We start from the raw sequence: 23,244 nt of genomic DNA on the forward strand, positions 1-23,244 counted from the left end.
TCCCCACGACGGCACGGCCACCCGTCACGTCGGCACATGCGTTCGCACACGTCGAAGGCCCGGATCCCGCGGGGGATCCGGGCCTTCGGGCGTCAACCTCCGTCAGCCGTCTTCATCCGGCCCGAACGGCACGGCCGTTACCCTGTGCCGCCGCTTCGCCGGGCCGGCTGGGACTGCGCCTGCTCGGCCCGCTTCAGGGCGTCCTGGAGGTCCTGCTGCGCCTTGCCGTAGGCCTGCCAGTCACTCTTCTTCAGGGCCTCCTGACCGTCGTCGAAGGCCTTCTGGGCGTCCTTGAGCGCCTGTTGGACGGTCGGGTTGCTCGACACCGGGGGCTTGCCGGTGCCGTTGTCCGGCGGCGGGGTCGTCGAGCCCTTCGCGCCGAACACCGCGTCGAGCGCCTCGTCGAGGGTGTTCTCGAACGCGGTGGTGCCGCCGTAGGTCACCAACACCTTGCGCAGGAGGGGGTACTTCAGTCCACCGCCGCGTACGTAGACCGGCTCCACATAGAGCAGTCCTCCGTCGAGCGGCACGGTCAGCAGGTTGCCGTACTCGATCTCCGAGTCACCGCCTCTGATGAGCCGGACGAACTCGGCGATGTTCTGCTGCGAGTTGGAGTTGAACTGGCTCTGCACCTGCTTGGGACCGTCGACGGTCTTGCTCGTCGGCAGTTTCAGCACTCTGATCTGGCCGTAGTCCTTCGTGCCCGCCTGGGAGTCCACCGCCATGAAGGCGCTGAGGTTGTCCCGGCCGTTCGGCGTGAAGGTCGTCGTCAGCGAGAACGCCTGGGCGGTCTGGTCGGGCATCTTCATGGTCAGGTAGTACGGCGGCACCGCGTTGCCCGACTTGTTCGTCGGGTCGTTGGGCACCTGCCACACCTCGCTGCCGCTGAGGAAGGTCTGCGCGTCCTGCACGTGGTAGCGGGTGAGCAGTTCGCGCTGGACCTTGAACAGGTCCTGCGGGTAACGGAGATGGGCCATCAGCTCCGGGGAGATGTCCGTCTTCGGCTTCACCGTCCCGGGGAAGGCCTTCATCCAGGTCTTCAGCACCGGGTCCTCGTCGTCCCACTGGTACAGCCTGACCTCGCCGCTGTAGGCGTCGACGGTCGCCTTGACCGAGTTGCGGATGTAGTTGACCTGGTTCTGCTGGGCCACCACCGCACGCTGGTTGTTGTTGTAGGTCAGCGAGTCGGCCGTCGTGTCGCCCAGGGTCGTCCGGGAGGCGTACGGGTATCCGTTCGTGGTCGTGTAGGCGTCGACGATCCACTGGATGCGTCCGTCCACCACCGCGGGGTAGGCGTCGCCGTCGATGGTCAGCCAGGGCGCCACCGCCTCGACGCGCTCCTTGGGCGTGCGGTTGTACAGGATCCGCGAGCCGTCGCCGATGGCGCCGGAGTAGAGGATCTGCGGCTCCCCGAACGCCGCCGTGTAGGCGGCGCGGTTGATCGGGCTGGACAGGCTGACCCCGCTCCGGCCCTGGTAGCTGGTGGTCTTCTCGCCGTTGTCGTCGGAGTAGTCGATCTCCTTCTGGGGACCGCCGACGATCGAGTAGGTGGTGGTCTTCTCGCCGTAGTAGACCCGCTGTTCGTACGTCCCCAGCTGGCCGCTGGAGGGCAGGTCGGACTCGGTGAAGACGGGCCGGCCGTTGCTCTCTGCCTCGGTGCCCTTGGCCGCGACGACGCCGTAGCCGTGGGTGTAGCGGAAGTGGTTGTTGATCCAGTTCTTCTTCGGGATGCCCGCGAGGTTCAGCTCGCGCAGGCCGACGACCGTGTCCTGGACCTTGCCGTCGCGCGCGTAGCGGTCCACGTCCAGATTGTTGGGGAACGTGTAGTAGTTCCGCATCTGCTGGAGCTGCTGGAACGTGGGCGAGACGATGTTCGGGTCCAGGATGCGGATGCTCGCCGCCGAGTCGACGTCGCCGCGCAGCTTCGACTTGTCCTTGGCGGTGCTCTCCCCCGCGTACTCGGACACCTGGGTGTCGTCGATGCCGTAGGCCTCGCGCGTCGCCTTGATGTTCTTCGCGACGTACGGCGCTTCCTTGGCCTGCTCGTTGGGCTGGACCTGGAACTTCTGGACGATCGCCGGGTACAGGCCGCCGATGAGGATGGCCGAGAGCACCATCAGGCCGAAGCCGATGAGGGGCAGCTGCCAGGTGCGCCGCCACAGCGTGGCGAAGAACAGCAGCGCGCAGATGACGGCGATGCAGAACAGGATCGTCTTGGCCGGCAGGTAGGCGTGGGCGTCGACGTACCGGAGGCCCGTCCAGTTGCCGGTCGCCTTGAAGTCGCTCGACTTCACGGCGAGTCCGTACCGGTCGAGCCAGTAGGCGACCGCCTTGAGGGCGACGAAGACGCCGAGCAGCACCGACAGATGCCCGGTGGCCGCGGCCGTGGCGCGCGCGCCGGGGCTGGTGACGCGCAGCCCGCCGTACAGGTAGTGGGTGAGCGCGGCGGCGATCACGGACAGGATCGTGGCGGCGAAGCCGAAGCCGAGCAGGAAGCGGTACCACGGCAGGTCGAAGGCGTAGAAGGCCACGTCGAGGTGGAACTGCGGGTCCTGCTGGTGGAAGGGCACGCCGTTGACCCACATCAGCCAGGTCCGCCACTGGCTCGCCGCCGAGGCGCCGGCGATCAGGCCCACCAGGGCGGTGATACCGCACAGCAGCCACTTCTTGTACGGCGCGATCCCCATCCGGTATCGGTCGAGGCTCTGCTGCTCCATCGACATGGCGCTCAGCGGGGGCCGCAGCCGGTGCGCGAGCCAGATGTTGAAGCCGACCGCGGCCGCCATCAGCAGGCCGAAGACGAAGAACAGCCCGATCTTGGTCCACAGCGTGGTGGTGAACACGGACGAGTAGTGCACCGACCGGTACCACAGCCAGTCCGTCCAGAACCCCGCGAACATGGTGAACGCCATGCCGAGCACGGCAAGGACGCCCAGGGTCATCAGCAGGGTCCGGACGCGCCGGGACGGGCGGCCCACTCTGATCCGCGGCCCCGTGGGGCCTCCGCCGCGGTCCGGCATCTGGAAAGCCAAGGTGCGCACCTCGAAGTTCGCTGTTGATTCGCTGTCGTTGCGTCAGTCCCCGTGTCCGTGGACCGTCCGGTGGGCCCCCGTGATCGTGGGCCCACACCTATGCAACTTACTGAGGGTTTACTCGGTTCCCGATTCCGGGCGGGAACGAGGCAGGATTGTGACCATGTCCAACACTCCCATGGCAGCGAGCCCCCTCACCCGGGCCGTACTCGAGATCGACGAGTACGCCTCCGGCCTCGGCTGGGACCAGCCCGCTCGCCTCTTCGCCCTCGTAGACACCGCACGGCTCCGGGTCCAGGAACCCGCCCTCGCGGAGCAGCTCGGCCTGGGGGACGAGCAGGAGGCCTCCGGCCTCACCCCGATCGAGCAGGACGAGATCCCGGCGGACCGGCCGCTCGACGACTTCCTCGGCACGATCGCCTGGCCCGACGCGGTGGCCGGCTGTGCGCTCACCGTGGAGCGCCTGATGCTGCCGCCGACCGCCGAGACGCAGGTCCCGCAGGGGCTCGACGGGGCGAAACTGGCGAAGTGGGTGGCGGACCACCCCGAGCGCCAGGAGGTCCGTATGACGGTCGCGGTCCTGCGGGACGGCGCGCGGGAGTCGGCCCTGCGGCTGCGGGAGAAGGACTCACCGACGGAGGTCCTCACGGGCCCCGACCTGGTGCCGGGGCTGGCGGACGCCCTGCGGGCGACCTTCGAGGACTGAGGGCCCTGGAGGACATGACCGGGGGCGCCCCGACGGTGGGGCGCCCCCGGTCACGTGCGGTGCGCCTCGGCGTCTCGGCCCTTCGGCGACAGGTCGCGGGCTTTCCGTCCTCGGCTGTGAGCGGTGGGCCGGGCCTCAGCCCTTGGCCGTGCACTTCGGCAGGTCGGCGGTCTTCCCGGAGCGGATGTCCGCCAGGGCGCCGAGCGCGTCGCCGATGGTGTTCACCTTGACGAGGGTGAGCCCCGCGGGAGTGTCCTTGGCAGCGGCGGCGCAGTTGTCGGCGGGCGTCAGGAAGTACTGGGCTCCCCTCTCGCGCGCGCCGACGGTCTTCATCTCGACGCCGCCGATCGGTCCCACCTTGCCCCGGTCGTCGATCGTCCCGGTGCCGGCCACGAACTTCCCGCCGGTCAGGCTGCCGGGGGTGAGCTTGTCGTAGATGCCGAGGGCGAACATCAGGCCGGCGCTCGGTCCGCCGACGTCGGCGAGCTTGATGTCGATCGAGAACGGGAACGTGTGGTCCGTTCCGGCGGAGATCCCGACGATGGCGCGCTTGGTGCCGCTGTCGGTCGACTGCGCCGTCCTGATCGTGACGTCCTTGGTGGCGGTCGCGGGCTTGCGCGCCTTCTCGGCGGCGGCCTGCTCCTTGGCGGGCACGATCGTGAAGACGACGTCCTCGCCGGGCTTGTGCCTGGTGACCAGCTTGGCGACGTCGGAGGGCTGCTTCACCGCGGTGCCGTCGACGGCCTTGATCACGTCACCGGCGTGCAGCCTGCCCTGGGCCGGGGTGTTCTTGACCACCGTGGAGACGATCACCCAGGACTGCACCGGAACATCGAGTTCCTTCAGCGCGGCGACCTTGGCGCTCTCCTGGGACTGGCTGAACTCCTCGGCGTTCTCCTGGGTCGACTGCTCCTCCGTCTTTCCGTCGGGGTAGAGCGTGTCGTGCGGAACGATCTTGTAGTCGTGCGCGAGCCAGCCGTAGACGGCCTCGACCAGGTTCATCCGGTAGTCGGCACTGGTGACCCGGACGGTGGTCATGTTGAGGTGACCGTCGGTCGGGTAGGTCTTGTGCCCGGCGATCTGCAGCACCGGCTCGCCGTCGTGCTCACCGAGGGTGTTGACCGTCGGCCCCGGGCTCATCTCCGCGTACGGCACGGGGAGGAACACACCCGCGCACAGAAGCGCGATCAGCATCAGGGTGGAGGCGAGCATCGTCGCGGTGCGGCGTGGCATGACTAGACACTACGGGACGCACCTGTCAGCGCACCGTCAGGGCTGCCAGCCCGTCATGTGCCGGTGTGGGACCTCTCCATGGCCTCGCGGAAACGCGCGTACCCGTCGAGTTCCGGGCCGTCGCTGCGGACCCTGCGGGTCCGGTTCGCCCAACTCCCCCACAGGCCGGCGCCTATCGCGGCCACCAGCGGTATCAGCAACCAGGCGAGCGCAGCCATGCCGACCTCCCAACCCCGACGGACCGACCTCGAGCGACCGACCGCAACTTCGTGATCAGCAGATTAACCATCCGCACTGACAACGCTCATGCCCGGGGTGCGGTTACGCAACCGGTGGTGGGGCGGAGGGGTGCAGCTGGTTTCGGCGGCCCGGGCGGCGCGCCCTCAGCAGGCCCCCACCCACTCCTCGGTGCCGTCGGAGAAGCGCTGGTGCTTCCAGATCGGCACCTCGTGCTTGAGGTCGTCGATCAGCTTCCGGCAGGCCTCGAAGGCCTCTCCCCGGTGCGGGCAGGACACCGCGACGACGACGGCCAGGTCGCCCACCGCGAGCTGCCCCACGCGGTGCACGGCCGCCAGTGCGCGTACCGGGTACTCCGCGACCACCTTCTCGGCGATCCGCCGCATCTCGGCCTCGGCGCTGGGGTGGCAGGAGTAGCCGAGCGCGTCGACGTCGGCACCCCCGTCGTGATTGCGCACGGTGCCCACGAAGAGGGCGACCCCGCCCGCCGCGTCGTCCCCGACGGCCCGGAAGACCTCGTCGACGGAGAGGGGGGTCTCCCGGACGCCGATCAGCTTGACCGGGTCCTCGGCGGCCTGCTCGCCGGGGTGATCGTTGGAGGATGCCATGCCCCCATCGTGCCGCACGCGCGGAAGCAGCGGGAAGAGCGCTTTCGCCCGGCACGCGCGCGTACGGGCTTGGGGGCTCCTACAAGGAGCCTCCTGCGACAGGTCTCTCCGCGGCCCTCCCAGGACGCGGAGCCCTCCGAGGCCCACCGCGGACACGGAGCCCTCCCCCGGGACACGGAGCCCACCATGAAGGCGGGGATCCCGATCAGATCCGGCGCCGCGCCTTCCTGGCCCGCCGCACCACCGCGGCCGCGCCCAGCAGGGCGACCGTCGCACCCGCGGCTCCCGCTGCCGTCGCGTCCTTGCGCCCCAGCCGGCGTCCGGCGACCGTGTGCCGTCCGGACACCTCCTCCAGGAGCTCCTCGAGGACCTCCTCGTTGGTCCACTGCGGCCGCCACCCGGCGTCGTGCAGCCGGCTCCCGCTGACCACCCAGGGGTACATCGTGTACGCGAGGTCCCCGGCCGGGGACGGGGTGAGCCCGATCCGGTGCAGCCGGGCCGCCGCGCCCAGCGCGACCGCCGAGGGAAGCTCCATGCGCCGGATCCCGCTGAGCTCCTCGACCTCCTCCTGCTCCAGCCACCCGTCGCACCCGACGGCGAGTTCCCCGTCGACCTTCTCCAGCACGGCGTACTCGAGCGCGCCGCACAGGTCCTCCACGTGACAGAACTGCCACGCGGGGCGCGACCCGGCCACGACGAGCAGCCGCGGCGACTCGAAGTACCTGGTCAACGCCGTGTCGGTGCCGCCGACCAGGACGGCCGGGCGGACCACGGTGACGTTGAGCCCGGGATGCGCGCGGGGGGCGCGCCGCGCCAGCCGCTCGATCTCCAGCAGGTCGCCGACGCCGGTCGCCTCGGCGGTCGCGCGCAGTTCCGCGTCCTCGGACAGCGGCAGCTCGTTGTCCGGCAGCGCGCCGTAGACCATCGCCGAGGTGCACAGCACCACCCGGTGCACGCCCGCCGCGGCCGCGGCGGTCAGCACCGTCTGGGTCCCCCGGACGTTGTAGGCCGTCCGGGCGGCGGGGTCGGTCTCCAGGTCCAGGTCGAGGGCGAGATGCACCACTACATCCGCCCCGCGCAGTTTGTCGGCGATGGCCGGATCCCGGACGTCGAGGATGTGCCACTGGGCGGCCGCGCACTCCCCGCGCCGCTCGTCGATGGCGATGACCTGCTTGATCTCCTCGGAGGCGGCCAGCCGCTCGGTGAGCAACGCGCCGACCCCGCTCGCGGCGCCGGTGACCGCGACGACGGGCCCGCGCACGGCGGGTGTACTTTCGTGGTTTCGCGCTGCGCGAACCTGTGGATCTGGGGAACTCACCGGGCGTCTCCAGCGGTTGTCTTCCATACGGGCGCGAATGACGCGTACGTACCAGGTGGCATCCATCCTGCCGCAGGCGTTGCGTGGGCGGAGCACCGAGGCCCGAACCGCTCGGGGTGTCTACGCTGGGTGGTGTTGTCGGGCAGCCGCGCCGCCGGAGAGAACCGGTGGCCTTACCAGCCGAGGAACCCCGTGAGTGACACCCCATTCGGATTCGGCCTTCCGCCGGAGGAGCCGGAGAACGGCGACGAGGGCAAGAAGAAGGACCAGGAGAGCGGTGGTGGGCAGGGACCGGCCAACCCGTTCGGCTTCGGGCTGCCCGGAGCCGGAGGCCTTGGCGGGCCCGGCGCCGACAATCCGCTCGCAGCCATGTTCGGTTCGCTGAACCCCACCGACCTGGGCGCCGCGTTCCAGCAGCTCGGCCAGATGCTCTCCTACGAGGGCGGCCCGGTGAACTGGGACATGGCCAAGCAGATCGCCCGCCAGACGGTGTCCCAGGGCACCGCGGACGGCACCAAGGACGCGAGCGTCGGCCCCGCCGAGCGCACCGCAGTCCAGGAGGCCGTCCGCCTGGCCGACCTGTGGCTGGACGACGCGACGTCGCTGCCGTCCGGCGCCGGCTCCGCGGTGGCCTGGAGCCGCGCGGAGTGGGTCGAGGCGACCCTGCCCGCGTGGCAGGAGCTCGTCGACCCGGTCGCCGAGCGCGTCGGCACCGCCATGGGCGACGTGCTGCCGGAGGAGATGCAGGCCATGGCCGGCCCGCTGATCGGCATGATGCGCTCCATGGGCGGCGCCATGTTCGGCACGCAGATCGGGCAGGCCGTCGGCGTGCTCGCCGGTGAGGTCGTCGGCTCGACCGACATCGGCCTGCCGCTCGGCCCGGCCGGCAAGGCCGCGCTGCTGCCGGCGAACATCGAGGCGTTCGGCAAGGACCTGGGCGTGCCGCAGGAGGAGGTACGGCTGTATCTCGCCCTGCGGGAGGCCGCCCACCAGCGCCTGTTCACGCACGTTCCGTGGCTGCGCTCGCACCTGTTCGGCGCGGTCGACGGGTACGCGCGCGGGATCAAGGTCGACACCGCCAAGCTGGAGGACGTGGTCGGCCAGTTCGACCCGCAGAATCCCGAGCAGCTCCAGGACGCCCTCCAGCAGGGCATGTTCCAGCCGGAGGACACCCCGGAGCAGAAGGCCGCCCTGGCCCGTCTGGAGACCGCTCTGGCGCTCGTCGAGGGCTGGGTGGACGCGGTGGTGCACGCGGCCGCGAAGCCCCGGCTGTCGTCCGCGGACGCCCTGCGCGAGACGCTGCGCCGCCGCCGCGCCTCGGGCGGTCCGGCCGAGCAGACGTTCGCCACGCTGATCGGTCTGGAGCTGCGCCCGCGTCGTCTGCGCGACGCCTCCCGCCTGTGGGCCTCGCTCACGGACGCGCGCGGGGTCGAGGGCCGCGACGCCCTGTGGTCCCACCCGGACATGCTGCCGACTGCGACCGACCTGGACGACCCGGACGGCTTCGTGCACCACGAGCACCCGGACTTCTCCGAGCTGGACAAGATGCTCGGCGAGGCGGCGGGCGGCTCGGCCGGGAAGCCCGACCTGGAGAAGGGCCCGGAGAAGCCGGAGAAGGGCCGGGAGAAGGGCGACGGCGGCGAGGCCGAGGGCGACGACGCCGAGTGAGCCTGTACGACAACGCGGTCCTCGTGCTCAAGGAGTACGGGGACCAGGAAGAGCTGCGCCAGGTCTATCTGGAGCACCTGGAGACGCACCCGGACGGCCTGTGGAAGGCGTGCGCGGACGGGCACATCACGGCCAGCGCGCTGGTCCTCGACCCGGAGCGCGGCCGTGTCCTGCTCACCCTGCACCGGAAGCTGCGGATGTGGCTCCAGATGGGCGGGCACTGCGAGCCGGGCGACGCCACTCTGGCCGCGGCCGCCCTGCGCGAGGGGACCGAGGAGTCGGGCATCCCGGGGCTGACCCTGCTGCCCGGCGGACCGGTGCGCCTGGACCGCCATCACACGCCGTGCGCCTGGCACCTCGACGTGCCGTACGCGGCTCTGGCTCCCGCCGGTGCCGTCGAGGCCATCAGCGACGAGTCGCTCGACCTGCGCTGGTTCGCGTACGACGAGGTGGCGGACGTGGCGGACGAGTCCGTCGTGCGGCTGGTCGAGGCGACACGGGCCCGCGTCTGACCCGACCGCACACGTGCCGGACTCGTACGTGCCGGACTCATACGTAAGGGGCGGCCGCTCGGCGGTCAGCCCCTTACGTATGAGTCGCGGACCGTCAGCCCCAGACGTTCCCCTGGTTCTGGCCCCGCGCTCCCTGCTGGCCCATGCCGAACTGGGCGGCGAGGCCCTGCCCGATCTGGGCGTTCTGCGGCGGCAGCAGCTCGCTGGGCTGGACCAGCGCGTAGCCGCTGCCCATGAAGCTGAGCTCCCAGCCCTCACCGGTGTTGCCGCGGCGCCGCCACACCCCGGAGGAGTGCGTCTGGGCCTGCATCTGCACCCGCAGGCCGGTGGACCAGGCGACGATCGCGTCGGCGTCGCAGTTGACGTACTTGTCGGGCGTCACCTGCATCATCAGCGGCGCGCCGGAGGTCATCAGCGCGACCTTGCCGCGGCCGGTGATGTTGAGCTGGTACTTCCCGGAGCCGGAGATGCCGTACAGGCTGTCGACGGCGATGACCTCGTGGTGCAGCGAGGAGTCCATCGCGAGCACGTAGCTGCTGTCGACCGTCAGGCCGTCCTGCTCGACGTCCATGACGTGGACGTACTGGCCGAGGTTGGCGAGGTAGACCGTGCCCTGCCCGTGGCAGCGCATGAGGTCCAGGCCCTCGCCGGTGTGCGCACGCGCGCGTGCCTGGCTGTTGCTCCGGTACTCGGCGTCGAACTCGACGAGCCCCTGGTAGGCGACCATGGTGCCCTTGCGGGCGAGGATGTCGTCGTGGCCCTCCAGGGCGACGCGCAGCATCTGCTTGTTCTGCAGGCTCCAGCGGTCCTGGCTCTGGACGTCGCTGAAGGCGAAAAGCGGGCTCTGCATGGTGTGTTGGCTCCCCCTCAGCCCCGGAACCGGAGGCGGTCGGTGCTGTCCTCGCTGGGCTGGACGACGACGATGCCCTGGCCGGAGAAGGCCATCTGGTAGGCCTCACCACTGCCCCGGCCGATCAGGGACTGTGCCTTGAAGCTGCGCTTGCCCTTCACCTTCAGGTTCGGGGACCAGGCGACGAGCGCGTCCGGGTCGACGTAGGTCTCGTCCTCGCCGCCGCCGCAGTCGACGACGATCGGCTTGCCCCGGGAGGTCAGCGCGACCCAGCCCTGTCCGGAGATCTTGGTGTTCCACAGGCCCTGCCCGGCGAACTTCGCCAGCCCCTTGACCCGCTCGACGCCCCACTGGAGGGAGGCGTCGAAGGCGAGCAGATTGGTGGCGTTGACGGAGATCGCGTCGCCGTTGAGGTTGATGACGACGACATCGGCGCCGTAGTCGGCGAGGTAGAGCAGGCCGTCGCCGGAGCACTTCATGAGGGGCGCGCCCTCACCGGTGATCCAGTCGCGGGCGATCTGACGGACGGCCGGCGGGTTGGGTTCGTACTGGATGAACCCTTCGTAGGCCACCATCGATCCCACGCGCGCGAGGAGGTCGTTGCCGGTCTGCATGGCGACCTTCAGCATGTGGCCGCCGTGGTTCTCCATGCGGGCGGTGACGGGTGCGGGGGCGTAGCCCGCGAGCGGCTGGTTCATGACGGGCTCCCTCAGACCTCGTAGGGCTGGACGACGACGAAGTTGCCGGGCGCGGCCCGGAACTGGAGGTTGACGCCCTCGCCGGTGTGGCCCGGGTAGGCGTTGCGGCGCATGCGCACCTGGCTGGAGACGATCACCTGGGCGGCGGCGGACCAGGCCACGACGGCGTTGGAGTCGACGAAGGTGGTCGGTGTCACGGGCAGCACCACGGGCGTGCCGTGCGTCTTGACGACGATCGTGCCGGTCCCCTGGAACTGCATCGTGAACAGGGCGCCGCCGGGGATGCCGTGTCCCTCGACGCGGCGGACCTCGTACTGCAGGCTCTCGTCGAAGGCGAGGACGTTCTCCGCGGAGACACAGATCGCGTCGCCCTGGAGCTCGACGGGGTGCAGGTGGGTGGAGCTCTCGGCGAAGAACACCTGGCCCTGGCCGGTGCAGCGCATCAGCTGCATCTCCTGGCCGGTGGCGTTGCCCACGACGCGCCCCGCGAAGCCGGCGCCCTTGTAGCTGAAGTCGACCTTGCCCTGGTAGAGCACCATGCTGCCCTGCCGGGCCAGCACGGGCTGCCCGCCCATGCCGAGGTCGGCGCGGACGAGCTTGCTGTTCTGCAGCGTCCAGCGCTGGCCGGTGGGCGTCTCCTTGAACTGCTGCAGCGCGGCGGTCACCCCGGCGCCCTGCGGAGCGCCCTGTGGGGCCGCTCCGTACGGAGCGGTCTGGCCCGGCACCTGGCCGTAGGGCTGCTGGCCGTAGCCGGGCGGAGGCGTGGGCTGGCCGTAGCCGGGCGGCGGGACCGGAGCGTGCGGGGGCTGACCGTAGCCGGGGGGCGGGGGCGCCGTCTGCCCGGGGTGCCCGCCGTACGGGGGCTGCTGGCCGTAGGGCGCGGGGGCGGGGGACGGGGGCGGGACGGTGCCGCCCGGCGGGGTCATGGGCGCGACGATGGTCGGCGCGGCGTGCACCGACGGGGAGGGCGCCGGGGGCGGCGGGGTCGCACCCGCCGGCGGGCCGAAGCCCTGGGCGGGCTGCGGCGCGGGGGCCGGAGCGGGCGCGACCGGACCGGAGGGCGCGCCGAACGCGGGCGGCGCGAAGCCCGGGGCGCCACCGGCCTGTGACGGCTCCTGCTGCGGGGCGGGGCTCTCCTCCTCCGCGACCTCGCCGCCGAAGTTCTTCAGCAGCGCCTCCAGGCCGCCGTCGAAGCCCTGGCCCACGGCGGCGAACCGCCACACGTCCTTGAGGTAGAAGTCGCCCAGCATCACGGCCCGCTCGGTGGTGAACTCCGAGCCGCTGAACGCGTACCGGGCCACCTCCTCGCCGCCCGCCACGATGCGCAGATAGCCGGGGCCGATCTGCGACATCTGCCCGGCGCCGTCGAGCGTGGCCGTGAACGACAGCTTCTTGATCTGCGGCGGGATCCGGTCGAGCGTGACCCGGAAGGACTCCGTGTCGCCCGCCTGGGCGCCCAGGAGCTGGATGGACTCCTCGGGGGACTTCGGCTGGTTGAAGAAGACGAAGTACCGGTCGTCCGAGAGACGTTCGTCGGCGTCCAGACCGAAGCAGCTGATGTCGAAGGTCAGCCCGGGGCCGGAGATCTGCACGCCTACGTACAGATCCGTGCCCGCGGTGAGGTCACTGATCCTGGCCTTGTGGCCGCGTTGGAATTCCCTGGGCATGCGTAACGACCGTCCCCCATCCCGAAGCGAGTGCGTCGCGCCAGGTTAATGGCAAAATCCGACACCGGACGAAGTCGGTACAGACCCGGTACAGAATCCCTGCCGGGCGACGGCGGGCGTCCGCCACCGTGAAGGGGTCACTCCCCGCGCGCGTCCGGCGGATGCGGCAGCCGGTTCGCGGCGACGACGCCTTCGAGATAGCCCCGGGCCCGCTCGGTGCGCGGATACGCCTCCAGGAGCCGCCAGAAGTCCGGTCCGTGCCCGGGCACGAGCAGGTGCGCCAGCTCGTGCAGGAGCACGTAGTCCACGACGTACTCCGGCATGCCCTGCAGGCGGTGCGAGAGGCGGATGCTGCCTTCCGCAGGCGTACAGGAGCCCCATCGCGTGTTCTGGTTGGTGACCCAGCGGACCGTGCGGGGCCGGGCGCGGCCGTCGAAGTACTGGGCCGACAGCCGCCCGGCACGCGCGGCCAGCTCGGCGTCGCCCAGCGCCCGTCTGCTCTCCTGCGCGGCCAGCTTGTCGAGCATGACGCTCACCCAGCGCTGCTCCTCCGCCTCGGACATCCGGGCGGGGATGAGCACGACGGTGCGATCGCCCTCGCGGTACGCGGAGACCGTCCTGCGGCGACGGGCGCTCCTGCGGACCTCGATCGCGCTCGCCCCGGAGCCGCTCGGTGGCGGGCTCGTCTTGCCGCGCTGTGGCGTTCCGGCGCGGTGCAGTGGGTCGGCGGACACGCCCCGACGTTACCCGCTGCAGTCGGGGAAGTCCCGGGTCCGGGACGGTTCCGTGCCGATCCCCCACCCAGCGTTTGATTCGTACGACGAATATCCCCTGGCTGTGGACAACTTTCGGCGCGGGCGGACGGGACCGGGCATGCTGGCACTCGTCGGGAGGCGAGGGCCGGCTCCCCGGCACTTGGGGACGTTCTGTGACGTCTGTCCTTTCTCCGGCCTTCGGCAACTCTTTCAACAACTCCTTCGGCAACTCCTTCAGCACCTTCTCGACCACCTGCTCCGGCTCCGGCGCTTCGCCGGCGCCTTCCCGCGCCTCTTCGGCACTTCTTCGGCTCTACGGGGGTCCGCATGCATCCGATGGTGAAACCCGCGCTCAGGCGCGGCTGGCGCGATCTGAACACCGTGCAGTTCGGGATGACTCCGGCGCACGCGATGACACTGGGTCCGATGGACACCGCGACGGGCAGTTTCCTCGACCTGGTCAACGGCACGCGCGGGCTGCCCCTGCTCCGGCAGGAGGGCCACCGCATGGACCTGCCCGAGGGCCATGTCGACGGGCTAGTGGAGCGGCTGGCCGGCGCCGGACTCCTCGACGACACGCGGGGAGGCGGTGCGGCTGCCGACGCCCTGCGCGGGAAGAAAAAGGTGATGGACCGGTTGCGCCCCGACCTGGCCTCGCTCTCCCTGGTGGCCCGCGCGCCGGGCGACGCGATGAGGCGCCTGGCCGCCCGGCGCGACCTGCGGGTGCTGGTCCGGGGCGCGGGCCGGGTGGGCGCCCTGCTGGCGGCCGTGCTGTCCGGCGCGGGGGTCGGAGAGGTCGACGTGCGCGACGGCGGCTGCGTCGAGCCGTGGGACGTCGCACCGGGCGGACTGCCCGCGGAGGCCGTCGGTGAGCGCAGGGACGCGGCGGCACGGCGGGCCGTGCGCCGGGCCGCCCCGGACCGCCCGGCGCGGCGCGACCCGCACACCACGGCCGAGGAGAGTGATTCGGGTCACTCACTGGTGATCCTCGCCCCACGGGACGATGTGGCGGTGCACACACCCGACCCGTCCGCGGCCACGGACCTCCTCGCGACCGGAACACCACATCTGTACGCCGGGGTCGTGGAGGGTACGGGGATCGTGGGGCCCCTCGTCCTGCCGGGCGAGACCGGCTGCGCCGGCTGTCTGCACCGGGACCGCGCGGACCGGGACGGGGCCTGGCCACGCCTGGTCGCGCAGTGGCGCTCGGGCGGAGCACGCCCGGTGCGGCCCTGCGATCTGGCCCTCGCGACCACCGTCGCCGGCCTGGCGGCCGCGCACGCGCTCACCTTCCTCGACGGCGGACGCCCCTCCAGCGGGGGCGCCCGCTGGGAGGTGTCCGTGCCCGATCTGGACTGGCGCGTCCGCCCGGTGTGGCCGCATCGTGACTGCCCGTGCGGAGCCACGGAAAAGCCCAGTACGGAACACCCCTCAAAGAACGGGGAGCGACGCGAGACAATGGCGGAGCAACGGCCGTCGTCGAGGATCCGCCGTCAGGCGGGTGCGGCACGGCCTGCTGGGACTTGGAGGGCGCATGTCTGATCTTCCCCGGAAGGCGGTCACCCGGACCGCCAAGCTCGCCGCGCTTCCGCTCGGCTTCGCCGGGCGGGCGACCTGGGGACTCGGCAAACGGATCGTGGGCGAATCCGCGGAGATCGTCGGCCGGGAACTGCAACAGCGCACAGCGGAGCAGCTGTTCAAGGTGCTCGGCGAGCTCAAGGGCGGCGCGATGAAGTTCGGGCAGGCCCTGTCCGTCTTCGAGTCGGCCCTGCCCGAGGAGGTCGCCGGCCCCTACCGGGCGGCACTGACCAAGCTCCAGGAGGCGGCGCCTCCCATGCCGACCCGCACTGTGCACTCGGTGCTGGAGCAGCGGCTGGGCGCGGACTGGCGGGAGCTGTTCGAGGAGTTCGAGGACAAGCCGTCCGCCGCGGCCTCGATCGGCCAGGTGCACCGGGCGGTGTGGCACGACGGCCGCGAGGTGGCGGTCAAGGTGCAGTACCCCGGCGCCGGTGAGGCCCTCCTGTCCGACCTGAGCCAGCTGAGCCGCTTCGCCCGCCTGCTGGGCCCGCTGATCCCCGGCATGGACATCAAGCCCCTGATCGCCGAGCTCCGGGACCGGGTCTCCGAGGAGCTGGACTACGCCCTGGAGGCCCAGGCCCAGCAGATCCACGCGGAGGAGTTCGTCGACGATCCGGACATCGTCGTCCCGGCGGTGGTCCACCAGCGCGACGAGGTCCTGATCACCGAGTGGATCGAGGGCGTCCCCCTGTCGGAGGTGATCGCGGACGGCACCCCGGAGCAGCGCGACCGCGCCGGTCAGCTCCTGGCCCACTTCCTGTTCTCGGGCCCGGCCCGCACCGGCCTTCTGCACGCCGACCCGCACCCGGGCAACTTCCGCCTGCTGCCGGGCGGCCCCGGCGGCGCGGACGAGTGGCGCCTCGGTGTGCTGGACTTCGGCACGGTGGACCGCCTTCCCGGCGGCCTGCCGACGCCGATCGGCGAATCCCTCCGCATGACCCTGGACGGTGAGGCGGAGGCGGTCTACGAGCTGCTCTGCGCGGAGGGTTTCGTCCGGGAGTCGATCGAGCTGAACCCCGACGCCGTGCTCGACTACCTCCTGCCGATCATCGAGCCGGCCCGGGCGGACGAGTTCACCTTCACCCGGGGCTGGATGCGCAGCCAGGCGGCCCGCATCGCCGACCCCCGCTCCCCCGCCTACCAGCTGGGCAAGCAGCTGAACCTGCCCCCGGCGTACCTGCTGATACACCGGGTGACCCTCAGCACCATCGGTGTGCTGTGTCAGCTGGGGTCGACGGTGCGGCTGAGGGACGAGCTGGAGGAGTGGCTGCCGGGTTTCTCGCCCGACGCGGAGGACGAGGAGGCTGCCGCTGAGGCGTGAGCCGTTCCCGGGAGATGACCCTCCAGGACGGCGAGTCCGGGAGGGGACCGCTCACCACCAGGGGGAGTCGAGCCGCCCCTCGATCGCTCTGAGGTTCTTCCGGGAGCAGGCGTCGCAGAAGTAGCGGCGGACGCCGCCCTCGACGGAACAGGTCCAGGTGGGTCGCGGGCCGTCGGGCAGGGCGCCGCAGCGCGCGCACACGACGCTCGGGCGCTCCGCCGAGGAGCCGCCGTGGTCACTGCCTCCGGGAAGACACGTCACCCCGCGACGATACCTCCGGCCCGTCGCTCGGTGGCCGCAACGCACCGCGGGGGCCGCTCCGTTCGCACGGACCGGCCCCCGCGGGGAGAGCTTCGCCTCCTGTCGAGGAGGCCACCGCTCGTGGGTGTGACGGGTTACTGCATGACCGCGATGGCGAGCGCGCGCCGGGCGCGCCGCGAGGCGCGCTCGGCACGGCGCTGCATCCGGCGGGCGGCGGCCAGGCGCACGGCCCGGCGGTCCCGCTCCGCCTCACGCAGTCGCTCGTGCATATGCGCACGGGCCAGTGCTTCGTGGATGAGTTGCATCTCTCGGGTCCTGTTCTGACGCGACGCGTTCGCGCCGGTGGTGGTGACGTCTTCGGTCGCGGAACCTGCGGGCTCGCTGGTGGACGGCTTCATCGGGGCCTGCTTCTGGGGGTCGTGCGTGAGGGGGCGGTCGATCGTTCCGGTGGTGTTCATGCCGTGACCGGGTTCTTGCGCGGACGGCCACGCGGCCGCTTCCGGGCGACGACGACACCCTGGACGAACAGCTCGCCACCCCAGACACCCCAGGGCTCACGCCGCTCCTTGGCGCCGGCGAGGCAGGCCGCCATCAGCGGGCAGGTGCGGCAGAGGGACTTGGCGTACTCGACGTCCGCCGGCGACTCGGCGAAGAAGACCTCCGGGTCGTAGGAACGGCAGGGGACGGGTACGCCGAGGTTCTCGATGGCGTCGTCGAGCGCGGTGAGCGCCGTGAGCGGGGTCAAGGTGGAGTCCTCCGTGAGGCCGGGCGGGGGGATCGTTTCGGAAGGCGGTACGGACGGGGCGTGCGCTTCGAGTTGCACGGGGTCGTCTTCCTCGTCTGGTCGGTCCGGCCGGTGGGCCGGGGGTCGGCTGGGTACCGGGTTCTCTTGCTGCCCGAGGCCCCTTCGCTCCGCCGTCCCCGTTCGGGGAAAACAGAAGGGCCGCGGATCCCGGGTGGGGTTCCGCGGCCCTGAAGGCGCCGGCCTGATCGGCGATCAGGCTGGATCACTCCAGGGTTCTGGCCCACGGAAGGCCCACATCAGGTGGTGCTGCGTCGTCTGCTTCCGGGCTCCGGCACCGGCCGCCGTAAAGGCATAGGCCTGCGCCTGTGCCGCTACTGCTTCCAGTGCCTTGGTCGGTCGCTCATTGCGCTCACGGACGGGAAGACCCGCGAGAGCAAGGGAGGACGCCGGACGCACGGCACGGATGCCGGACAGACCGGTGCCCCGGTGGGAGACGCCGGGCATGCACAGGGAGACGACCGAGCGATCGGTCATTTTGGCGGAGCTGACGAAGCGGCTCTCGATGCTGATCACTGGACTCGCCTCCTCTCGGCGTCTCAAGGGCTGGGACGAACCAGCCCGTTGGATATGCAAGTACAACACGGAATCAGGGCCTCAGGAAGGCCGCTGTTCCCGTGACCAAGAACCTATGGGGATTGCCGGGGCATGCGCAAACTATTTTTTCGACGAGTTGGCATCAGTCCCCCTCTTCTGCTCCGGCAGGGTCCTGGCCTGCGCAGAGGGCGAGAACATCGGCCCCGTAACGGTGGAGCTTGCGCATGCCGACCCCGGGGATGCGCGCCAGCTCCCGCTCGTCGTCGGGCACGGCCTCGGCGATCGCCATCAGGGTCTTGTCGGTGAAGACGCAGAAGGCCGGCTGTCCACTGGCCTGCGCCTGGTCCGCCCGCCACTCGCGCAGCCGCTCGTAGAGTCCCTCGTCCATGTCGGAGGGACAGTCCTCGCAGCGCATCAGCTTCATCTCACCGGCGTCGGTGAGCGTGCGGCCGCAGACCCGGCAGCGGGCCGGGGTGCGCCGGGCGCGCCGCGGGACGGCCTCGGCGGCGCCCCTGGGCACGGTGAAGCCGCGCTCCACACCCCCGGCGGCCCCCGCCGGGGCGCGCCCGGCGGCCGACGCGGAGCCGGGACGCAGTCCGTCGAGGAAGCGGCTGGGGCGGCGGCTCGCCCGGCCGCCCGGCGAGCGGGACAGCGCCCAGGACACGTGCAGCCGCTCGCGGGCGCGGGTGACGCCGACGTAGAGCAGCCGGCGCTCCTCCTCGATCTGCTCGTCGGTTCTGGCGTAGGTGATCGGGACCATGCCCTCGGCGACGCCGACCAGGAAGACGACGTCCCACTCCAGGCCCTTGGCGGAGTGCAGGGAGGCGAGGGTGACGCCCTGCACGGTGGGGGCGTGCTGGGCACTCGCCCGCTCGTCGAGCTCGGCCACCAGGTCGCCGAGGGTGGCGCCGGGCTTGGCGGCGGCGAAGTCCCGGGCCAGGTTCACCAGGGCGGCCAGCGACTCCCAGCGCTCCCTGACGGCGCCGGAGCCGGCCGGGGGCTGCGGGGTCCAGCCCTCGCCGGACAGGACGGCGCGCACCTGCGAGGGCAGGTCGACGGCGTCGTCGAGGAGGGAGTCGTTGCCCCCGAAGCGGGCGGCGCCGCGCAGGGCGACGCCCGCCTTGCGCACCTCAGGCCGGTCGAAGAAGCGCTCCGCACCGCGCAGCTGGTAGGGCACGCCGAGGTCGGCCAGGGCCTGCTCGTAGGTCTCGGACTGGGCGTTGGTGCGGAACAGGATCGCGATCTCGCTCGCCGGGACGCCGGAGGCGATGAGGTCGCGGATGCGGCGGGCGGCGCCCTCGGCCTCGGCGGGCTCGTCGACGTACTCGGTGTAGTCGGGTTCCGGGCCGGCGGGGCGCTGGGAGACCAGTTCCAGACGGTGGTCGGCGGCCCGGCCGCGGGCCTGGGCGAGCAGCCCGTTGGCGAGGTGGACGACCTGGGGCGTGGAGCGGTAGTCGCGGACCAGCTTGACGACGGTCGCATGGGGGTGGCGGGTGCGGAAGTCGAGAAGGTGGTCGGGGGTCGCGCCCGTGAAGGAGTAGATGGTCTGACTGGCGTCGCCGACGACGCACAGGTCGTCCCGGTCGCCGAGCCACAGCTCCAGCAGGCGCTGCTGCAGCGGGCTGACGTCCTGGTACTCGTCGACCACGAAGTGCTGGTACTGGGCGCGGACCTGTTCGGCGATGTCGCGCCGGTCCTGGAGGACGGCGACGGTGAGCAGCAGGACGTCCTCGAAGTCGATGACCGAGCGGCTCCGCTTCAGGTCCTCGTAGACGGAGTAGAGCTGGGCGATCTCGGCGGGGTCGCGGGGCACCTCACGGCCGGCCTTCGCGGCCGCGGGCGCGTAGTCGGACGGGACGGTCTGGGTGACCTTGGACCACTCGATCTCGGCGGTGACGTCCCGCAGCTCGCCGCGGTCCAGGCGGATGCGGCAGGCGGCGGCCGCGTCCGCGACGAGCTGGATCTTGCGGTCGACGAGCCGGGGCAGGCTGCCACCGATCGCTTTCGGCCAGAAGTACTGCAGCTGACGCAGGGCGGCCGAGTGGAAGGTGCGGGCCTGGACGCCGTGCGCGCCGAGCTGGCGCAGCCGGCCGCGCATCTCGCCGGCGGCGCGGTTGGTGAAGGTGACGGCGAGCACGCTGGAGGGCTGGAGGATCCCGGCGCGCACCCCGTAGGCGATCCGGTGGGTGATCGCCCGGGTCTTGCCGGTGCCGGCGCCCGCCAGTACGCACACCGGACCGCGCAGGGCGGTGGCCACCTCGCGCTGCTCGGGGTCGAGCCCTTCGAGCACCGCGTCGGCCGTGTCCGGTACCCGCGGGAAAAGGGGGGAGTGCGTTGCTGCTGTCACACGGCCATGCTGCCAGGTCGCCGGAGACGGGTGCGCCGGTTGTCCACAGGGAGGCACCCGCGGTCGTACTTATGCGTCGGGCGTCACGTCCGGCCGATACCCCCCGTGGGAATGTCCCGCCCCGTCGCGTACGTTCCCTCTCCGGACGACCTTCCCCGAGCTGCCTGAGGAGCGCGAGCGAGATGCAGGGTTCCGTGACGATGTACAGCACCACGTGGTGCGGCTACTGCCGCCGGCTGAAGAGCCAGATGGACCGCGAGGGCATCGCGTACACCGAGATCAACATCGAGCTGGACCCTGAGTCCGCGGCGTTCGTCGAGAAGGCCAATGGCGGAAACCAGACGGTCCCGACCGTGCTGTTCGCCGACGGCTCGACGCTGACGAACCCGTCGCTCGCCCAGGTGAAGCAGAAGATCAGCGCGTAGGCGGAACGCCGACTCGGGCGCGTACGAAAGCGGTCCCTGACCTGTGTCAGGGACCGCTTTCTCATGCTGTGCGCGGTGCGACGGACCTCGCCGGCTCGCGCGAGACCGCAGCCCACACGAGACCACCGCCGGCTCGCGCGAGGCCGCCGCCGGTTGCGTCGGGCCGCCGTGGTGCCGGGTCAGACGCTCCGCGTCGGCAAGGGCTTGCCGTACCAGAGTTCGATCAGGCGGGCCGCGATGGAGATGCCGTACGGGGGCAGCACCTCGCCGGAGTCGAAGGCGGCGCCCAGGTCGTCGCGGGAGAACCAGCGGGCCTCGTGGATCTCGTCACCGTCGACCTCGATGTCGGTCGAGGTGGCGCGGGCCAGGAAGCCCAGCATGAGGCTGGAGGGGAACGGCCAGGGCTGGCTGGCGACGTACTCGACCTGGCCGACGGCGATGCCCACCTCCTCGTGCACCTCGCGGCGCACCGCCTGTTCGATGGACTCGCCGGGCTCCACGAACCCGGCGAGCGTGGAGAAGCGTCCCTCGGGCCAGTGCACCTGGCGGCCGAGCAGGATGCGGTCCTCGTCGTCGGTGACCGCCATGATCACGGCCGGGTCGGTGCGCGGGTAGTGCTCGGCGCCGCAGGCGGGGCAGCGGCGGATGTGGCCTGCCGCCGCAATCACGGTGCGCTCGCCGCAGCGGGAGCAGAAGCGGTGCAGTCGCTGCCAGTTCTCCAGCGCCACGGCGTGCACCATCAGCCCCGCGTCCCGGGGCGACAGCAGCAGGCCGGCCTCGCGCAGCCCCGCCGGGCGGGCCGACTGGTCGATGCGGCCGGGCAGGGCGTCCTTCTGCAGCGCGAAATAGCTGACGCCGTCCGCGTCCGTGCCGAGGAAGTAGCGGTGCGCCTCGGTGAGCGGGGCCTCGAAGGAGGGGGTGGTGACGAGTTCGGTGCGTCCGTCGGGTGTCTCGTCGATGAGCGCCTGACCGCCGGAGACCACGAAGCAGCGCGTCGAGGGGTGGCTCCACGCCGCGGCCAGCCAGGCCTCGTCGAGCCGGTGGTGGGCGGCCCGGTCGATGCCGCTGGGCGCGGTGAGCGAGATGGGTCGATCGGCGTTGTGGTCGGTCCAGGTGGTCACGGGTGCTTCCAACTCCCCCGGTGCAACGGTTGTTTCGGCGGCGGTTCAGCGGGACGTGCGGCGGCGGGCGACAGGGTCCGGTGGGACCTGGAGGTGCGGGGCGGCCCTTCCAGTGTGCCCCGCGCGGGGCGTCCGCCCGGAAGGCGGACGCCGGTCAGGGGGCATCGCGCCAGTGCTCCGCGAGGTCGCCCCAGAGGTATGCGCTGGTCTCGACTCCCTTGAGCAGCAGGGCGAGTTCGACCTTCTCGTTGGGGGCGTGCCAGCCGTCGGACGGGACGGAGATGCCCAGGAACAGCACCGGGGCACCGAGGACCTCCTGGAGGTCGGCGGCCGGGCCCGAGCCGCCCTCGCGGGTGTAGCGGACCGGCTGCTCGAAGGCGCGGCCCATGGCACGGACCAGCGACTGCAGGGCCGGGTGGTCCAGGGGCGTCAGGCACGGGCGCGTGGCCGAGCTGAAGGTGATCTCGAGCCGGATCCCCGCGGGCGCCTGCTCGGCGGCCCAGGCGCGCACCGCCTTCTCGACGTGCGCGGGGTCCTGGCCGGCGACCAGGCGGAAGGACAGCTTGACCATGGCCGAGGACGGGATGATCGTCTTGCTGCCGGGGCCCTGGTAGCCACCTCCGATGCCGTTCACCTCGGCGGTGGGGCGGGCCCAGATGCGCTCCAGGGTGGTGTGTCCGGCCTCGCCGTGGGTGGCGTACGACTTGGCGGTGCGAAGCCATCGTGGCTCGTCGAAGGGCAGCTCGGCGAAGAGCTCCCGCTCGCGGTCGGTGAGCTCCACGACGCCGTCGTAGAAGCCGGGGACCGCCACGCGCGCGTGCTCGTCGTGCAGGGCGGCGACCATGCGGGCGGCGGCGGTGGCCGGGTTGGGCACGGCGCCGCCGAAGGAACCGGAGTGGATGTCCTGGTCGGGGCCGTATAGCCGGATCTCGCACTCGGCGAGGCCGCGCATGCCGGTGCAGACGGTGGGGGTGTCCTCTGCCCACATGCCGGTGTCGGAGACGATGACCGCGTCGGCGGCGAGCCGGTCCGCATGCTGCTCGACCAGCGCCCGGAAGTGCGGGGAGCCGGACTCCTCCTCGCCCTCGACCAGCAGCTTCAGGTGCACGGCCGGGACGGTGCGGCCGGTGGCGGCGAGGTGGGCGCGGACGCCGAGGGTGTGGAAGAACACCTGGCCCTTGTCGTCGGCCGCCCCGCGCGCGTGGAGACGGCCGTCCCGGACGACGGGCTCGAAGGGCTCGCTGTCCCAGCCGTCCTCGCGGGCGGCGGGCTGCACGTCGTGGTGCCCGTAGACGAGGACCGTGGGCGCCGTGGGGTCGTCGGAGGGCCACTCGGCGAAGACGGCCGGGGCGCCCGGGGTCGGCCAGACCTCGGCGGTCGGGAAGCCGGTCTCCTTCAGCTTGGCGGCGAGCCAGTCGGCGCTGCGCCGCACGTCGGAGGCGTGGTCCGGCTGGGCCGACACCGAGGGGATGCGCAGCCACTCGGCCAGGTCGTCGAGGAAGGCGGCGCGGTGCTGCTCGATGTACGTGCGGACGGCGCTGTCCGGGGTCTGGCTCATGGCCCCGAGC

The 23,244-nt window shown here is 71.6% G+C and carries 22 protein-coding genes; 6 read left to right on the plus strand and 16 right to left on the minus strand.

The window, feature by feature from the left end:
- Positions 1-137: 137 nt before the first annotated feature.
- Positions 138-3,020, minus strand: a complete 2,883-nt coding sequence (locus ACIQ9G_RS11330; protein ID WP_403608802.1) for a UPF0182 family protein — start codon at positions 3,018-3,020, stop codon at positions 138-140.
- Between the two features lie 175 nt (positions 3,021-3,195).
- Here ACIQ9G_RS11330 and ACIQ9G_RS11335 point away from each other — a divergent pair, with 175 nt between their 5' ends.
- The gene (locus ACIQ9G_RS11335) at positions 3,196-3,738 is read left to right on the plus strand and encodes a PPA1309 family protein (protein ID WP_403608249.1); all 543 of its coding nucleotides are present in this window, start codon (positions 3,196-3,198) and stop codon (positions 3,736-3,738) included.
- 135 nt (positions 3,739-3,873) lie between these two features.
- Here the strand turns inward: ACIQ9G_RS11335 and ACIQ9G_RS11340 are convergent, their stop codons facing one another.
- From ACIQ9G_RS11340 to ACIQ9G_RS11355, 4 genes are all read right to left on the minus strand, one after another.
- Positions 3,874-4,971 (minus strand): PDZ domain-containing protein, encoded by a 1,098-nt coding sequence (locus tag ACIQ9G_RS11340; protein WP_403608250.1) that lies wholly within the window; start codon positions 4,969-4,971, stop codon positions 3,874-3,876.
- A 53-nt stretch (positions 4,972-5,024) separates the two neighbouring features.
- Entirely contained in the window at positions 5,025-5,189 is a 165-nt protein-coding gene (locus ACIQ9G_RS11345; RefSeq protein ID WP_403608251.1) for a hypothetical protein, read from the minus strand.
- 165 nt (positions 5,190-5,354) lie between these two features.
- Positions 5,355-5,816: a molybdenum cofactor biosynthesis protein MoaE gene (locus ACIQ9G_RS11350; RefSeq protein WP_356185937.1), complete on the minus strand. Its 462-nt coding sequence runs from the start codon at positions 5,814-5,816 to the stop codon at positions 5,355-5,357.
- 205 nt (positions 5,817-6,021) lie between these two features.
- The gene (locus ACIQ9G_RS11355) at positions 6,022-7,134 is read right to left on the minus strand and encodes an SDR family oxidoreductase (protein ID WP_403608803.1); all 1,113 of its coding nucleotides are present in this window, start codon (positions 7,132-7,134) and stop codon (positions 6,022-6,024) included.
- Positions 7,135-7,326: 192 nt separating this feature from the next.
- Between ACIQ9G_RS11355 and ACIQ9G_RS11360 the strand changes: the two genes are divergently transcribed.
- Both ACIQ9G_RS11360 and ACIQ9G_RS11365 read left to right on the plus strand, forming a co-directional pair.
- Positions 7,327-8,802, plus strand: coding sequence for a zinc-dependent metalloprotease (locus ACIQ9G_RS11360; RefSeq protein WP_403608252.1), 1,476 nt, complete (start codon positions 7,327-7,329; stop codon positions 8,800-8,802).
- Positions 8,799-9,314 (plus strand): NUDIX hydrolase, encoded by a 516-nt coding sequence (locus ACIQ9G_RS11365; protein ID WP_403608253.1) that lies wholly within the window; start codon positions 8,799-8,801, stop codon positions 9,312-9,314. Before ACIQ9G_RS11360 ends, ACIQ9G_RS11365 begins: the two co-directional genes overlap by 4 nt.
- 94 nt (positions 9,315-9,408) lie before the next feature.
- Here ACIQ9G_RS11365 and ACIQ9G_RS11370 read toward each other — a convergent pair whose 3' ends face one another.
- The 4 genes from ACIQ9G_RS11370 to ACIQ9G_RS11385 all read right to left on the minus strand — a co-directional run bounded on the left by ACIQ9G_RS11370 (position 9,409) and on the right by ACIQ9G_RS11385 (position 13,263).
- Positions 9,409-10,164, minus strand: coding sequence for an AIM24 family protein (locus tag ACIQ9G_RS11370; protein ID WP_403608254.1), 756 nt, complete (start codon positions 10,162-10,164; stop codon positions 9,409-9,411).
- Between the two features lie 17 nt (positions 10,165-10,181).
- A complete protein-coding gene (locus ACIQ9G_RS11375; protein ID WP_403608255.1) occupies positions 10,182-10,862 on the minus strand; it encodes an AIM24 family protein in 681 nt (226 codons plus the stop codon).
- Between the two features lie 11 nt (positions 10,863-10,873).
- Positions 10,874-12,529, minus strand: a complete 1,656-nt coding sequence (locus tag ACIQ9G_RS11380; RefSeq protein WP_403608256.1) for a TerD family protein — start codon at positions 12,527-12,529, stop codon at positions 10,874-10,876.
- Between the two features lie 137 nt (positions 12,530-12,666).
- Complete coding sequence (locus tag ACIQ9G_RS11385) at positions 12,667-13,263, minus strand: M48 family metallopeptidase (RefSeq protein WP_403608257.1); 597 nt, start codon at positions 13,261-13,263, stop codon at positions 12,667-12,669.
- Between the two features lie 348 nt (positions 13,264-13,611).
- Between ACIQ9G_RS11385 and ACIQ9G_RS11390 the strand changes: the two genes are divergently transcribed.
- Positions 13,612-14,826, plus strand: coding sequence for a TOMM precursor leader peptide-binding protein (locus ACIQ9G_RS11390; protein ID WP_403608258.1), 1,215 nt, complete (start codon positions 13,612-13,614; stop codon positions 14,824-14,826).
- Positions 14,819-16,183: an ABC1 kinase family protein gene (locus ACIQ9G_RS11395; RefSeq protein WP_403608259.1), complete on the plus strand. Its 1,365-nt coding sequence runs from the start codon at positions 14,819-14,821 to the stop codon at positions 16,181-16,183. Before ACIQ9G_RS11390 ends, ACIQ9G_RS11395 begins: the two co-directional genes overlap by 8 nt.
- A 51-nt stretch (positions 16,184-16,234) precedes the next feature.
- Here the strand turns inward: ACIQ9G_RS11395 and ACIQ9G_RS11400 are convergent, their stop codons facing one another.
- The 5 genes from ACIQ9G_RS11400 to ACIQ9G_RS11420 form a co-directional block, all read right to left on the minus strand.
- Complete coding sequence (locus tag ACIQ9G_RS11400; RefSeq protein WP_403608260.1) at positions 16,235-16,444, minus strand: hypothetical protein; 210 nt, start codon at positions 16,442-16,444, stop codon at positions 16,235-16,237.
- Positions 16,445-16,578: 134 nt separating this feature from the next.
- Complete coding sequence (locus ACIQ9G_RS11405; protein WP_403608261.1) at positions 16,579-16,902, minus strand: hypothetical protein; 324 nt, start codon at positions 16,900-16,902, stop codon at positions 16,579-16,581.
- Positions 16,899-17,267 carry a WhiB family transcriptional regulator gene (locus ACIQ9G_RS11410; protein WP_356185903.1) on the minus strand — a complete coding sequence of 123 codons (369 nt, stop codon included), beginning with the start codon at positions 17,265-17,267 and terminating at the stop codon, positions 16,899-16,901. Before ACIQ9G_RS11410 ends, ACIQ9G_RS11405 begins: the two co-directional genes overlap by 4 nt.
- Before the next feature lie 174 nt (positions 17,268-17,441).
- Positions 17,442-17,762 carry a hypothetical protein gene (locus ACIQ9G_RS11415; protein ID WP_392191074.1) on the minus strand — a complete coding sequence of 107 codons (321 nt, stop codon included), beginning with the start codon at positions 17,760-17,762 and terminating at the stop codon, positions 17,442-17,444.
- A 163-nt stretch (positions 17,763-17,925) separates the two neighbouring features.
- Positions 17,926-20,130: an ATP-dependent DNA helicase UvrD2 gene (locus ACIQ9G_RS11420; RefSeq protein WP_403608262.1), complete on the minus strand. Its 2,205-nt coding sequence runs from the start codon at positions 20,128-20,130 to the stop codon at positions 17,926-17,928.
- A gap of 182 nt (positions 20,131-20,312) precedes the next feature.
- Here ACIQ9G_RS11420 and ACIQ9G_RS11425 point away from each other — a divergent pair, with 182 nt between their 5' ends.
- Positions 20,313-20,555: a mycoredoxin gene (locus ACIQ9G_RS11425; protein ID WP_356185894.1), complete on the plus strand. Its 243-nt coding sequence runs from the start codon at positions 20,313-20,315 to the stop codon at positions 20,553-20,555.
- Positions 20,556-20,734: 179 nt separating this feature from the next.
- Here the strand turns inward: ACIQ9G_RS11425 and nudC are convergent, their stop codons facing one another.
- Entirely contained in the window at positions 20,735-21,688 is a 954-nt protein-coding gene (nudC, locus tag ACIQ9G_RS11430) for an NAD(+) diphosphatase (protein ID WP_403608263.1), read from the minus strand.
- Positions 21,689-21,830: 142 nt separating this feature from the next.
- Positions 21,831-23,234, minus strand: coding sequence for a dipeptidase (locus ACIQ9G_RS11435; protein ID WP_403608264.1), 1,404 nt, complete (start codon positions 23,232-23,234; stop codon positions 21,831-21,833).
- Positions 23,235-23,244 lie beyond the last annotated feature (10 nt).

Source organism: Streptomyces sp. NPDC096152 (genome assembly GCF_044763235.1).
Lineage (GTDB): Bacteria > Actinomycetota > Actinomycetes > Streptomycetales > Streptomycetaceae > Streptomyces.